Raw genomic sequence first — 14,228 nt, forward strand, 5'->3', positions numbered from 1 at the left:
TTGGGAGATAAACAAGGGGCAATCACTGATTTCAACCAAGCCCTCAAGATTAATCCCAACTTAGCCCAAGCCTACTACAACCGGGGAAATGTCCGCTCTAGTTTGGGAGATAAACAAGGGGCAATCACTGATTACAACCAAGCCCTCAAGATTAATCCCAACTATGCCCAAGCCTACTACAACCGGGGAGTTGTCCGCGATGACTTGGGAGATAAACAAGGGGCAATCACTGATTTCAACCAAGCCCTCAAGATTAATCCCAACTTAGCCCAAGCCTACTACAACCGGGGAAATGTCCGCTCTAGTTTGGGAGATAAACAAGGGGCAATCACTGATTACAACCAAGCCCTCAAGATTAATCCCAACTATGCTAATGCCTACAACAACCGGGGAAATGTCCGCGATGACTTGGGAGATAAACAAGGGGCACTAGCCGATTACAACCAAGCCCTCAAGATTAATCCCAACGATGCCCAAGCCTACTACAACCGGGGAGTCGTCCGCTCTAGTTTGGGAGATAAACAAGGGGCAATCACTGATTACAACCAAGCCCTCAAGATTAATCCCAACTATGCCCAAGCCTACTACAACCGGGGAAATGTCCGCGATGACTTGGGAGATAAACAAGGGGCACTAGCCGATTACAACCAAGCCCTCAAGATTAATCCCAACGATGCCAAAGCCTACAACAACCGGGGAAATGTCCGCGATGACTTGGGAGATAAACAAGGGGCAATCACTGATTACAACCAAGCCCTCAAGATTAATCCCAACCATGCTAATGCCTACAACAACCGGGGAGTTGTCCGCAATGAGTTGGGAGATAAACAAGGGGCAATCGCTGATTTCACCAAAGCTGCCGAACTCTATCAACAACAAGGAAAAACAGATGATTACCAAAATGCACTCAACAGAATTAGAAGGTTGCAACAGTAGTCAGTTAAGCCAGAATTCTTTTGTCAAACACTAATAATCCTGCAAGAACGATCGCCACATATTTTAACGTAGCGATCGCCTGCTTGAGAGTAATAATAGACTTCTTGCAAAAATACTTGAACCGTCAGAGACTCAAGTCTCTGCCTAATAGCAAAAGTCCGTTGAAACGGACTAAAAATACTGTTATTAGTCGGTTTCAACCGACTTAAGTTATCAGCCAGAAAATTTATTTTCTGGCGAGTACCCGACTTTTGCAAGAGGTCTAATCAGAACTTAGTCCCTAAAAATCCCCAGCTAAGGCTGCAACGCACCTTTCACAAATTAGGGGATGTGCTGCTGATTCTCCTACATGAACTGAGTAATTCCAGCAGCGATCGCATTTTTGCCCGTCTGCGTCTACTACTCCAATACCCCAGGTATCTGACTGTAAGTTGTATTTTACATCTGGCAGTTTGTCTGGTGAATCTAACATTTCTACTTGGGAGGTGAGGAATAAATAACGAAGCTCATCGATACCATTACCTTGCTCTGGATTCAGTGCTTTTACTGAAGAACGTAACTGTTCATTCTTGATGTAAAGCAAGACTTTCGCCTCTAGGGAAGAGCCAATCACTTTATCTATCCTGGCTTGCTCTAATACCTTGTTAACTTCAGTGCGGATTTGCCGAACTTGTTGCCAAAAATCTGCTAGTTCGGGATTATACCATTTCTCCTCAAGTTGTACCCAACCGGCTTCAAATACCGATTTGTAGGGTGTTTTGTAGGGGAGATATTGCCAGATATCTTCGGCCATGTGGCATAATACAGGGGCGATCGCCCGTGCTAAATTCTCTAAAGCTAATTGCAGTACTGTTTGACAACTGCGACGCCTCAAAGCATTAGGGGCGCTGATATACAGTCTATCTTTGGCAACATCCAAATAAAAATTGGATAAATCCACCACGCAGAAATTCTGTACTGTTTGGAAAAAGCGGAAGAATTGGAAACTATCAAAGGCTTCTGTTACATCCTGAAACACTTCCATCATGCGGTGTAGCATGTAGCGGTCGAGTTCTGGCAACTCCTCGAAGGGTACAGCATCCTTTTCGGGGTCGAAATCATGCAAGCTACCCAACAAAAACCTTGCCGTATTGCGAATCTTGCCTCTCACATCATTGAGTTGCTTGATGATATTTTTACCGATACGCACATCAGCAGAGTAATCTACCGACGATACCCACAACCGCAAGACATCCGCACCATAAGCTGGTTCTGCTTTTTGATTTTTTCCGCCTTCAATAATTGTGTGTGGATTAACTACATTTCCTTCTGACTTACTCATCTTACGCCCCTGTTCATCCAGGACAAAGCCGTGAGTTAAAACAGTTTTGTAAGGTGCAACGTCATTTACCGCCACACTAGTCAGCAAACTTGACTGAAACCAACCGCGATGTTGGTCTGAACCTTCCAAATACATATCAGCGGGGTAACATAAATCTGGACGTTGCTGTGTAACTGCTGCCCAAGACGAACCAGAATCAAACCAGACATCCATCGTATCCATACCTTTGCGGTAAGACCGACCATTGTGGCGATAAGATTCAGGTAATAACTCTTCCACCGACATTTCCCACCAAGCATCAGAACCTTTTTGGGCGAAAATTGCTTGAACGTAGTTGATAGTTTCCTCATTCAGCAGTGGTTCCCCCGTTTCCTCATCATAGAAAACGGGAATTGGTACACCCCAAGACCGCTGACGAGAAATACACCAGTCAGAACGTTCCGCCACCATGGGCGTGATGCGATTTTCACCTTGGGATGGAATCCATCTTACCGTAGCGATCGCCTTTAGAGCTTCTTCCCGAAATCCCTCAACCGACGCAAACCATTGTTCAGTCGCCCGGAAAATCGTCGGCTTTTTCGTCCGCCAATCATAAGGATACTTGTGTTGATAAAGTTCCTCCTTCAACAGCGAACCCGCCGCCATCAAAGCATCAATTACCGCCTGATTCCCATCACCCAACACATTCAACCCGGCAAATTCTCCCGCCTCTTGGGTAAAGTTACCATTATCATCCACCGGTGCCAAGATAGGCAAACCATAACGCTGACCAACAACATAATCTTCTTGACCATGACCTGGAGCAGTATGTACCAACCCCGTACCTGACTCAGTAGTAATATAATCGCCACCCACAACAACCGGACTTTCACGGTCAAACAGAGGATGACGGTAAATACTGTGTTCTAAATCCCTCCCCTTAAACGTAGCTTTCACAATCAACTCAACTCCCAAAGTCGAAGATAAACTCTCCGCCAACTCAGCAGCAACAATCAGATACTTAAATCCTCTCTGCGTCTCTGCGCCTCTGCGTGAGATTTCCACCACTGCATAATTCAAGTCAGGATTCACCGCCACAGCCAAATTCCCTGGAATCGTCCAAGGGGTGGTAGTCCAAATAGCCACACCCAAATCTGGATATTCTCCCAACACAGCCTTAACAGCTTCCCCAAGACTCATAATTGGGAAAGCAGCATAAATACTACGAGAAGTGTGACCTTCAGGATATTCCAACTCAGCTTCCGCCAAAGCAGTTTTAGAACTAGGACTCCAGTGAACCGGCTTCAAACCGCGATAGATGTAACCTTTTAAAAACATCTGACCAAATACACCAATTTGCGCCGCTTCATATTCTGGCTGCAAAGTCATATAAGGGTGTTTAAAATCACCCCACATCCCGAAGCGCTTACAGCTTTTGCTTTGGTCATCTACTGCCTCTAAAGCAAATTCTCTAGCTTTGCGTCGCAGTTGTAACGGTGTCAAGTTTTGCCGTTCTGCTGGCTTCATATTCTGCAAAACTTTCAACTCAATAGGCAAACCGTGACAGTCCCAGCCAGGTACATAGCGAACCTTACGCCCTCTTACCAGTTGGTAGCGATTAACAATATCTTTAAGAATTTGACCTAAAGCATGGCCGCTATGCAGTGAACCATTCGCATAGGGTGGCCCATCGTGGAGTATAAATAATTCGCCAGGGTTTTCTTGGGAAAGGCGATCATAAATTTTATTTTCTTCCCAGAATTTTTGGATTTCGGGTTCACGCTTGAGGGCGTTGGCCCGCATATCAAAGTTAGTCTTGGGTAAGTTTACAGTATCTTTGTAGCTTCCTGATTCGGTCACAGTCTCATGCCTAAGATTATGTGTGCAGGTTTATCAATTATAGAAGATGGCATGATGACCAAGAACAAGGGAATAGGGAACGCTTAACAGAGAACAGTTTTTTCTATTTGTTGTCCTTTGGAAAATTTCTAGGATAGAAAATTTGTGAAAATTACAATTTTTGTCCGGCGTAAATCGATCGCACTTCCCCATTTCGGCGGACAATAGCTTCACCGCGACTCACTTCTACTAGAGTCCAACCACTAGAACCAATGCTTTCACCAACATCAACGCGGCGAGATACGCCATCGATTTTAAACAAGGCGGCAGATTTGTTACCTAACTCTAATAATCCTTCTAGGGTATGGCTAGGAGCAGTATCTGCAACAGTGTTTGGTAGATATACCTGCTGCTGAGTAGCGGTTGGTGCTTCTGGCGTTGTTGGGCGTAATGGTAATACTGGCAGCGCAGGTAGAGGATTGGGTGTTTGCTTGACGGCTATTGGCGCAGTTCGCACATCCACTGGTTTGAGTTCGCTTCGCACTGCCGCAGCCAACATGTTTACAGTTACAGGTTTAGCTGCTTTACGCACTGTATTCAAAGTTGTTTTGACAATATCTGGCTGAGTTCCCGGCACCGCAGTCGCAACCGGCGGTAATGGCGTAGAATTACCAGGAATAGATGGTAGCGCATAACGCATTGGTGATGGCGCTTGATAAACGGGAATATAAATCCGCTCAACAACGCTAGCAGAATTTTTGGCGGCTGGGGAGGTATAATTTGCCGCTAGAGGTGGTAATGGTGGTAAATTTCCAGTAAATTGATTGCTGGCTGGGGGTGTTTGAGTGGTGGTTGTTTCACGGGAAAACCCAGATTTGGCGATATAGCTGCGATTGTTTTGCCCTTCTTGCTTATCTATAGCAGCCAGTGACCCTAGCATGTAGTCAACCAACTCTGCGTTAACTTCTGCTCTTGTAGATACTTGTGATTGCGTTACTTGCAAAGCTGAGTGGGTCAATTTGGTATTTAAAAGATGGATGACTCCAGACTGTACTAAGCCAATAATACCTGCGATCGCCACTCCTAATGTTGTTCCCACAATTAGCAGTTTGCCTAAAATACGTCTGGTTCTTTGCTGCTTTGGATTGCCAGTCACAACTGTACCTAATTGTCTGTTTCTCATCCCAGACACTGGCTTGACAGTCCGCTGTGTCTTTGGTAAAACAATTTGCGGCACTGTAACTGTTTGCAGAGGTATGTATTCTGGAGGCAGTGAGGTGGGTGAGTGACCCGATTTCAACCTATTGCTCTGTCTCACAGTCTGGGAAGCTAGATTCCTGCTACCATCCAAAATGTGGTCAATGTCGGCAAAGAGTTCATCCATCAAACCATCAGCGTAGACATCAATCGACCAAGATTCGTTCGCGATTAAGTCATCTGCTGGTTCTAAAACAATAAGGCTGGTACTTGCTGCTTGTAACATAGGCGTTATAGGTTGTAGCTGCTAGGACGAATAAATTTCGCCCACACTGCCTGGAAATTAAGATTATTAATCAAACATCCAACCCCTCATCTTAATTAAGACAAGTTGATTGGGCGATGGTATTAAACTCAACTTTAATTTGAAGATTACTTGAAGATAACAATACTAAAAGTCGTGTCATCTATCATACCAATCCCCTCCTTACTACTATACTCAGCCTTTATGAAGTTGTGTTGAAGTTAACGCTGAAAACTCGGACTGGTTCTTGGTTTTACGTAATTCTAAATATAATAATAAGGCATTCATATCCGCAGGATTTACACCACCAATACGCGCTGCTTGGCCAATAGTCAGTGGTTTTACTTGGGTTAACTTTTCCCTTGCTTCTTTGGAAAGAGTATCAATTTTTGTGTAATCTAAATCTGCGGGTAAATGACGATGTGATTGACGAGCAATTTGCTCAATTTGATTTTGTTGCCTAGCGAGATAGCCAGAATATTTAATGTCAATTTCTGCACCTGCTTTCTCAGCTTTGCTCAGGTCGGGATTTCCGAGTTGATATTTATCAAGGTCAACATAATGAAATCCTGGACGTCGCAGCAAATCAGCCAAGGTAATTGAACCTTTGATTGCTTGTTGGGTATCGTTAGCGATCGCTCTACCTATGGTATCATGCTCTTTAACTCGTGTAGTGTGCAACCGCTCTTTTTCAGTGGCGATTTGGGTTTGTTTTTGGGTAAATAAATTCCAGCGGCGATCGTCTATTAACCCAACTTCCCGTCCTAACGGTGTCAGCCGTTGGTCAGCATTGTCAGACCGCAGTAGCAAACGATACTCAGATCTACTAGTCAACATCCGGTAAGGTTCCCGTAAGTCCTTTGTACAGAGGTCATCAACCAAAGTACCGATGTAACTTTGCTCACGTGCAAACACAATCATCTCTTGACCACGCACAAACCGCGCCGCGTTAATTCCGGCGACAATACCTTGAGCTGCGGCTTCTTCATACCCCGTTGTGCCGTTAACCTGCCCAGCACAAAACAACCCAGCAATCTTCTTAGTCATCAGCGTGGGATAACACTGAGTCGCGGGTAAATAATCATACTCCACAGCGTAAGCTGGACGTAGCATTACACATTTTTCCAAACCGGGGAGACTCCGCAACATTTGCAGTTGCAGATTTTCTGGTAACCCTGTAGAAAACCCTTGGATGTAAAGTTCCGGTATATCTCTACCTTCCGGTTCGATAAAAATTTGGTGGCTTTCTTTATCAGCAAAGCGCACAATCTTATCTTCAATGCTGGGACAATAACGCGGCCCCTTGGCTTCCACCCAACCACCATAAACCGGCGACAGATGCAAATTTTCCTGAATGAGGCGATGGGTTTCGGCAGTTGTGCGGGTGATGTAACAAGGCATCTGTTCCCGTTCTACCCACACATCCGGGTCAAAGCTAAACCAGTGTATTTCCTCATCCCCTGGTTGAATTGCCATTTTACTATAGTCTACCGATCGCTTGTCTACCCGTGCTGGTGTACCAGTTTTAAGGCGTCCGGTTTCAAAGCCCAAACGATTTAGGGTTTGTGTCAATCCTTCGGCAGCAAATTCTCCAGCACGTCCGGCTGGCATAGATTTATTACCAACCCAAATCCGTCCTCCTAGAAATGTGCCAGTCGTCAAAATCACGGCTTTGCACTCGAACGCCACACCAAAGTAAGTCTCAATACCAATCACTTCATCGTTAGCGCCCAGAACTAAATCTGTTGCCATACCCTCGCGGATTGTCAAGTTTTCTTGATTTTCCACAATCCCCTTCATCACCGCTGCATACTCACGTTTGTCTGTTTGGGCACGCAATGCCCAAACAGCGGGCCCTCGTGAAGAGTTGAGGATACGCTTTTGTAGGTAGGTACGGTCTGCCATCTTGCCAATTTCGCCGCCGAGTGCATCTACCTCATTAGTCAACTGAGATTTGGCAGGGCCACCCACGGCGGGGTTACAGGGTTGCCAAGCAATTTTGTCTAAGTTGAGTGTCAACAGTAAGGTACGACAGCCAAGGCGGGCCGTAGCGAGGGCAGCTTCACAACCAGAGTGACCTGCACCGACGACAATCACATCAAAAGCGTCTTGGAATTCTATGGAATTGTGCATGGTCATACTTAGAGATGAAAGGGAACAGGGAACAGTGGTAAATAAGTTGCCAGCCAGGGGCAGGGCTTTGAACTTTTACGACAAAAGTAAAGTAAGTTGATGGTTCTTTTTAATTTTAACTGTTCCAGTGGTTTCATGGATGTAGATTTATAACGGAAGAGTTATTACATTCACTAAGTTGTTATGCATTTATGTTTTTGACTTCAGAGGTTATTTATCAAGTAAAAACAAAATTACTGTAGTGGTATAAAACATCTAAATTTATGCATTCAACGTAAGTTGGGTTAAATGAAGTGAAACCCAACCTACTAGCTAATATAATATGTAATTAATGAAAGTAATGCTATCGCAATAGGTAGAAATGAAAATCAATCAGGTAACATATTATGACCATGAACTAGAGTGGCGCTTTGAACCAATCAAGTTTTCCGAATTCAATCTTTTAGTTGGTGTGTCTGGTGTTGGTAAAACTCAGATACTTAAATCTATTATAAATTTGAAAAAAATAGCTAGAGGCGCATCATTAAATGGTGTGGAATGGAATGTAATTTTTACAGCAAATAATTATGAGTATAAATGGAGTGGTGAATTTGAAACAAAAAGAAAAAATAAAATTGTTTATGTAGAAGATAAAGGAAATAAAGAGTTTGAAAATGAAAAATCTAAGATTAATCAAGAGTATTTGTATATAAATGAAAAACTAATTATAGAAAGGCATGAAAATGATATCAAATTTAATGGTAATAAATTGCCAAAACTATCACCTTTTCAAAGTGCGGTAGAAATATTGAGTGAAGAGGAAGATATTGCTCCAGTCAAAAATAGTTTTAACAAGGTAACTTATAGCGATAATTCAAAAGATATATCTATTTCATTTGATAATTTACTTAATTCAGTTTTTCAGAATAAAACTGTGAATGACAAGTATTCCTCTTTGGATAAAATTCAAGAAACTAACTTGCCAATACTTTCAAAATTAGCGCTAGTTTATAATCATAATCAAGATATTTATCAAAAAATAAAAGAACATTTTATAAATATTTTCGAGTATGTAGAAGACATCAAAATTGAGCCAGATGATGATGAGAATTTACCTGAAATAATGTTAGATTATCCTATTATTAAAATTAAAGAAAAAGGTGTAAGTAATTGGATTACTCAAGAACGCATATCGTCAGGAATGATGAGAACACTCATACATATTAGTGAACTTTATTTATCATCTGAAGGAACTGTAATTCTAATTGATGAATTTGAAAATAGTTTAGGAGTTAATTGTATTGATGTTTTAAGCGATTTATTATTTGATAATAGAGAGCTACAATTTATAATTACTAGCCATCATCCATACATAATTAATAAAGTCGAAATGGAACATTGGAAAATTATATCTCGTAAAGGAGGTGTAGTTACAGCAAGAGATGCTACAGATTTTAATTTAGGTAAATCTAAACATCAAGCATTTATACAACTGATTAATCTCGACGCTTACAAAGAAGGTATTGCAGTTGGATGAATTTATACTTTCTTGTAGAAGGAAAAAGAACTGAAAGAAAAGTTTATCCAGCTTGGTTAAACCATCTACTACCAGAATTACAACGAGTTAATAACTATGATGAAGTTATTCAAAATAACTATTATCTATTCAGTGCAGAAGGTTATCCCTCGATTATTTACGATCATCTTCCTAATGCTGTTGCAGATATTTGTGCAAATGGAAGGTATAACTACTTTGTAGTCTGTTTAGATGCAGAAGAGAATACAGTTAGCTGTATTCAGCAAGAAATTTATGATTTTTTAACCGCTGAAAACATTCAGATGGAAGGCACACAGCTTGTTATTATTGTCCAAAATCGTTGCCTTGAAACTTGGTTATTAGGAAACAGAAAAATTTATTCAAGGCAACCACAAAGTAATCCTTTGTTAAATTATACCCGTTATTATGATCTATTGATTAATTGCCCAGAACTAAAGGGTAAGTATGATAAATTTAATACTCATGCCCAATTTCATGAAGCATACTTAAAAGAATTATTGAGGGCAAAGAATACTAATTATTCTAAAAAAAATCCTGGTGACGTATTAAAGTTACATTACCTACAGCAATTATTAAGAAGGATAGAAGATGAAAACAATCACCTACCTAGTTTTCAAATTTTTATACAATTTTGCCATCAAATTAAATCTAAATTATCAAGTTAATTTATGAAAAAAGTTTTAAGCAAAATAAAATTTATTACTATTATATTTTTTATTATTTTTACAATAGTTGCTAGCAATGAAGTTAGCCATCACCAATTAAGTACAACCGCCCAACCATTAAATGAGTGTTTGAATAATAGTTTATTACGTTGCATAGATACATCTAAAGATATCAAAAAATTATCATTTATTCCTGATCAGTCTTTAAGTAATCAAGAGCGTTTTTTATCTGCGATCGCCAATAATTTATCCCCAATTCCTCAGCATAAAACTTTTGAATATACTTTGCTGCGGGTATATGGTGCAGTATTCGTCAACACAGACCCAGAAGTTAAATTACCACAAACAGTTATCTTAAATAATGAACAAGAAACTCAAGAATTTCAAGCTAATTTAACAATGAGTCACGTTGATGGAACTAATAACTGTTATTTACAAAAACCAGCGGCAGAAGCCTTAAATAAAGCACGCTCCCAGCAAAATATCCCGCTAAAATCTGGTTATGGTACTAGTGATTGCACTCGCGACTTTACTACAAATTTACGATTTTGGCACAAATACGCCAACAATCAAACTTTGACAAAAGTACAACAAGGTAAAGAAACAAAAATTCTGGGTACAGTTGCCCCTCCTGGGACTTCTCAACATCTGTGGGGACTAGCGATTGATTTACGCCTATCCAGCCGAAAGCAAAGACAAGCCCTAAATCAAAATAGTTGGTTTCAAACTGTAGAAAATGATATTCCCCATTGGACTTATGTAGGTTTATCTGAGGATAATTTACCTAAATTTGGTTTTAAAAACAAAGTAGTTAGGGGTATTACATATTGGATTACACCGTTGTAATCAATCACGCCACAAAAGCATGAAAATCTCTCTTCCCTACTCCCAAGATTGAATTATTGTTCGCCTTGGATGATAATTACTACAATAAAATAGTCACACACCGACTTTTGGAGTTCTAGCAGTGGGCTTATTTGATGATTTGAGTCGGTTTCTAGAAAACCGTTTAGAAGAATTCTTGCGTAGTAATCCACATTTAGAGTTAGACGCGCTGTTAGAGCAGCTACGCGAGCAAGAGGAAGATACATTAAAGTTAATAGCAGATTTACAATTGCAACAGAAGCGATCGCAAGAGGATATCTTATCCACAGCTCAAGAAATTCAGCGTTGGCATATCCGCGTCCAAAAAGCCAAAGACGCTGGTAGACAAGATTTGGTAACGGCAGCACAAGAGAGAGAAGCCGCCTTATTACGCGAAGGCAATCAGCGCTGGGGACACATGCAAGGACTCAAAGAACGCATCGGCCAATCTCAGGAACTACTGCAAAAAATTCAGCAACGGCGACAAGAAGTACAAGCCAAAGCTACCGAAGCGCAAACAGCACGCGCCAAAGCTCAAACCCAACAGCGCTTAGAAACTAATGGTTGGTGGAATCAAGCTAGCAGTAATAGTTTTGACGACTTAGAAGAGAAATTCCGCCGCTGGGAAACTCAAGAAGAATTAGAGCAAATGAAGCGAAATTTAGGTAAATGAGCGAGAATATGACGCATTTACACCCCTTACCATGAGCTTACCCGATGAAAGCGGCATTGAACCAGATTATTGCTTTTATATCGATAACTGGCAAGCAGTATCTGGAAAGAAACGCATCGACTGGCAAAAAGACCCACCACTAGATTTAGTGATTGAAATTGATGTTACCAGTTATTCTGATGTACGAGATTATCTTCCCTATCGTGTTCCTGAAGTTTGGTTATTCAAAAATCAACAGTTATTGATTTATCAATTACAAGCAGCGGATTATCAACTACAAACCCACAGCTGCTATTTTCCCAACTTTGATTTATTAAGTGCAATCGCTCGTTGTGTGCAAATTGCCTACAAGCGTAACACCAGCACTGCTATCCGCGATTTCAAACAGCGTTTAGCTTCACCTCTCAAATAACTATCAATTACGCTCAGCGTTGAGTTCGTTAATTTCTTTACACTTAGTCTCTGCGGCTTGATAAGCATCTAAGTAATCTTGACCACCTAACATCACATCACCGTAATACTCATAGGGCGGCTCACCATAAATAGGTAGCGGATCATCTTCTGGATAATCTTCTTGCGATTCTTCGATGATTGCTTTCAGTTTTTTTACGGTTAGCTGCTGTGCTACAAAATACCATAAATTTTGAGGATTTGTACGCAAATGTGGTAATGTTGGATCAACTATGCACTCGCCTAACTCAATCCAAGCGTGTTCAACAGGTCTGTACGGCTTTTGATCAAAAACCAAAAACCCTTGAACATATGTTGCTCCCTTCGTCGCTAATGCAGCTCTGTAAGCATTATCAAACGGGGTAGCAGCTTTGCTGTTTATGCTTTCAGCAATTTGGGTTGACAGTGTTGGATCTAATGGTTTATTCATCAATCCTGTTCGCTTATATCCCCCGGTTAGAAACACGGGGGCTTTACGCTGCACGTCTGGTAAATGTCAACTTATAACAACCTCCCGCTGCTTTTGTGTATTATATCTTGTTAGTCGCTTAGCCCATCCATCAATCATGAGTATTAACACTTATAAATTAAAAAGTGGAACCAATACAGTTAATCAAGAGTCCGTCTAATTACTGATCAACAAAATCTTCTGCTAGCGATGCCAAAGGCAAGCCGCTTAGCGTCTATGCGTCACTTCTTTTGACACAATATGAAATTTAATGATTTACTCGCACCAGCGCTAATTGGAGTCACAGTTACCCTTGTACAGCCGCAAACAGCTGTGGCACTCTCCTCAACTGAAGTGGGTAAAATTGCCAAAGCTATTACAGTACAAATTGCTCATCAAGATAGCTCTGGAACTGGAGTAATTATTAAAAAAGCAGGTAATACTTATACTGTTCTCACAGCTCGGCATGTCGTCGAAGCCCAAGCGAAATACGAAATTGTCACCCCGGATAGTCAGCGCTATCAACTCAATTACAGCACTGTCCAAAAAATGCCAGATGTAGATTTGGCGATCGCCCAATTTACTAGTGACAAAAATTACCCAGTTGCTCAAATGGGCAACTCTGATGCATCGAAAGAAGGTGCAACCGTCTATGTTGCAGGTTTCCCCCAAGCAACGGCGGCAATTTCCGAGGTAATTTACAATTTCACTGATGGGCGAGTTACCGCTAATGCTACAAAGGCTTTGCGCGATGGTTATGCCCTGGTTTATAACAATGATACGTTACCAGGAATGAGTGGCGGCCCGGTGTTAAATGCTCAAGGTGAACTCATCGGAATTCACGGCAGAGGTGACACAACAGAAAATTTTAAAGTTTCTAAGCAAAATCCCAACATCGTCGTCAAAACGGGCTTTAACTTGGGAATTCCTATCAACACTTTTTTAAGATTGGCAACCAAAGCCGGGGTAGATATCGGTATCACTCCTCCCAACATACCAAAAGCTACAGCACCAAAAGCTGATGACTTCTATATTCAAGCTGGTAATAAGTACGATCAAGGCGATTTTAGAGGGGCGATCGCTGACTATACCCAAGCTATCAAACTCAATCCTAACTATCTCAAAGCTTACAATAACCGGGGTCTGGCTCGCTATCTTTTAGGAGATCACTCAGGAGCGATCGCAGATTTCAACCAATCTCTAAAAATTAATCCCAATGATGCCGATGCTTACAATAACAGAGGTCTTGTCCGTTCTGCTGTGGGAGATAAGAAAGGGGCACTAGGAGATTACAGCCAAGCCTTGCGGTTTAACCCCAACTATGTATTAGCTTATAATAATCGCGGCATCGCCCGGAATAGTCTAGACGATAATCAAGGTGCAATTACAGATTTCAACCAAGCCCTAAAAATTAATCCCAAATTTGCTGAAGCCTATGCAGGTAGAGGTCTGGCTCGCTATCAATTAAAAGACAAGCAAGGGGCACTCAAAGACTATAACCAAGCACTCAAGATTAATCCTAAACTTGCCCCAGCCTACGCCGGTCGGGGCATAGTCCGTTCTGATTTGGGAGACAAGCAAGGAGCAATTAATGATTTCAACCAATCTCTCAAGCTAAATCCTAATTTTGCCCCAGCCTACACAGTTCGAGGAATCACCCGCTTTCAACTGGGAGATAGACAAGGCGCGATCGCAGATTTGCAAAAAGCAGCCGACCTCAATCTCGAACAAGGCAAAACAGAAGATTATCAACAACTGCTACAACTAATCAAACAAATTCAGCAGCAATGAAGAGTGGGGAATGGGGAATTATGTAGGGTGGGTCAATTTGATTCACCTTAAGAGGATGTTTTAAAAGTTTTGGGCGAATATAATTCGCTAC

Annotated in this window: 11 protein-coding genes and 1 pseudogene; 7 read left to right on the top strand and 5 right to left on the bottom strand. The window is 41.5% G+C overall.

Annotated elements, in window-relative coordinates; genetic code table 11:
• A partial coding sequence (locus tag AC5JMF_RS00395; protein ID WP_495793739.1) for a tetratricopeptide repeat protein occupies positions 1-936 on the top strand: 936 nt, incomplete at its 5' end.
• A 23-nt stretch (positions 937-959) separates the two neighbouring features.
• Here the strand turns inward: AC5JMF_RS00395 and AC5JMF_RS00400 are convergent.
• The 4 genes from AC5JMF_RS00400 to mnmG all read right to left on the bottom strand — a co-directional run bounded on the left by AC5JMF_RS00400 (position 960) and on the right by mnmG (position 7,715).
• Positions 960-1,193, bottom strand: a complete 234-nt coding sequence (locus AC5JMF_RS00400; protein WP_495793740.1) for a hypothetical protein — start codon at positions 1,191-1,193, stop codon at positions 960-962.
• Positions 1,194-1,216: 23 nt separating this feature from the next.
• On the bottom strand, positions 1,217-4,096 hold the full coding sequence (gene ileS / locus AC5JMF_RS00405; RefSeq protein ID WP_495793741.1) for an isoleucine--tRNA ligase: 2,880 nt from the start codon (positions 4,094-4,096) through the stop codon (positions 1,217-1,219).
• A gap of 151 nt (positions 4,097-4,247) precedes the next feature.
• On the bottom strand, positions 4,248-5,558 hold the full coding sequence (locus AC5JMF_RS00410) for a hypothetical protein (RefSeq protein ID WP_495793742.1): 1,311 nt from the start codon (positions 5,556-5,558) through the stop codon (positions 4,248-4,250).
• Positions 5,559-5,771: 213 nt separating this feature from the next.
• Positions 5,772-7,715, bottom strand: a complete 1,944-nt coding sequence (gene mnmG / locus AC5JMF_RS00415) for a tRNA uridine-5-carboxymethylaminomethyl(34) synthesis enzyme MnmG (RefSeq protein WP_495793743.1) — start codon at positions 7,713-7,715, stop codon at positions 5,772-5,774.
• A 355-nt stretch (positions 7,716-8,070) separates the two neighbouring features.
• Between mnmG and AC5JMF_RS00420 the strand changes: the two genes are divergently transcribed.
• The 5 genes and pseudogenes from AC5JMF_RS00420 to AC5JMF_RS00440 form a co-directional block, all read left to right on the top strand.
• On the top strand, positions 8,071-9,225 hold the full coding sequence (locus AC5JMF_RS00420; protein WP_495793744.1) for an AAA family ATPase: 1,155 nt from the start codon (positions 8,071-8,073) through the stop codon (positions 9,223-9,225).
• Positions 9,222-9,911, top strand: a complete 690-nt coding sequence (locus AC5JMF_RS00425) for a hypothetical protein (protein WP_495793745.1) — start codon at positions 9,222-9,224, stop codon at positions 9,909-9,911. Before AC5JMF_RS00420 ends, AC5JMF_RS00425 begins: the two co-directional genes overlap by 4 nt.
• Before the next feature lie 3 nt (positions 9,912-9,914).
• The gene (locus AC5JMF_RS00430) at positions 9,915-10,757 is read left to right on the top strand and encodes a D-alanyl-D-alanine carboxypeptidase family protein (RefSeq protein WP_495793746.1); all 843 of its coding nucleotides are present in this window, start codon (positions 9,915-9,917) and stop codon (positions 10,755-10,757) included.
• 121 nt (positions 10,758-10,878) lie between these two features.
• Positions 10,879-11,448 carry a TIGR04376 family protein gene (locus tag AC5JMF_RS00435; protein WP_495793747.1) on the top strand — a complete coding sequence of 190 codons (570 nt, stop codon included), beginning with the start codon at positions 10,879-10,881 and terminating at the stop codon, positions 11,446-11,448.
• A 1-nt stretch (position 11,449) separates the two neighbouring features.
• Positions 11,450-11,860, top strand: a pseudogene (locus AC5JMF_RS00440) (Uma2 family endonuclease); the annotation flags it as partial.
• 3 nt (positions 11,861-11,863) lie between these two features.
• On the opposite strand, the gene AC5JMF_RS00445 reads toward AC5JMF_RS00440, so the two are convergent.
• Complete coding sequence (locus tag AC5JMF_RS00445; RefSeq protein WP_495793748.1) at positions 11,864-12,328, bottom strand: hypothetical protein; 465 nt, start codon at positions 12,326-12,328, stop codon at positions 11,864-11,866.
• A 279-nt stretch (positions 12,329-12,607) separates the two neighbouring features.
• On the opposite strand from AC5JMF_RS00445, the gene AC5JMF_RS00450 reads away from it, so the two are divergent.
• Positions 12,608-14,137, top strand: coding sequence for a tetratricopeptide repeat-containing S1 family peptidase (locus tag AC5JMF_RS00450; protein WP_495793749.1), 1,530 nt, complete (start codon positions 12,608-12,610; stop codon positions 14,135-14,137).
• The last annotated feature ends 91 nt before the right edge of the window (positions 14,138-14,228 follow it).

This window comes from Desmonostoc vinosum (genome assembly GCF_059505385.1).

What these genes read in the sequence shown, in the direction of transcription:
- AC5JMF_RS00410 (WP_495793742.1), bottom strand. Translation starts at nt 5,558, where the DNA reads ATGTTACAAGCAGCAAGTACCAGCCTTATTGTTTTAGAACCAGCAGAT.
- mnmG (WP_495793743.1), bottom strand. Translation starts at nt 7,715, where the DNA reads ATGACCATGCACAATTCCATAGAATTCCAAGACGCTTTTGATGTGATT.
- AC5JMF_RS00420 (WP_495793744.1), top strand. Translation starts at nt 8,071, where the DNA reads ATGAAAATCAATCAGGTAACATATTATGACCATGAACTAGAGTGGCGC.
- AC5JMF_RS00425 (WP_495793745.1), top strand. Translation starts at nt 9,222, where the DNA reads ATGAATTTATACTTTCTTGTAGAAGGAAAAAGAACTGAAAGAAAAGTT.
- AC5JMF_RS00430 (WP_495793746.1), top strand. Translation starts at nt 9,915, where the DNA reads ATGAAAAAAGTTTTAAGCAAAATAAAATTTATTACTATTATATTTTTT.
- AC5JMF_RS00445 (WP_495793748.1), bottom strand. Translation starts at nt 12,328, where the DNA reads ATGAATAAACCATTAGATCCAACACTGTCAACCCAAATTGCTGAAAGC.
- AC5JMF_RS00450 (WP_495793749.1), top strand. Translation starts at nt 12,608, where the DNA reads ATGAAATTTAATGATTTACTCGCACCAGCGCTAATTGGAGTCACAGTT.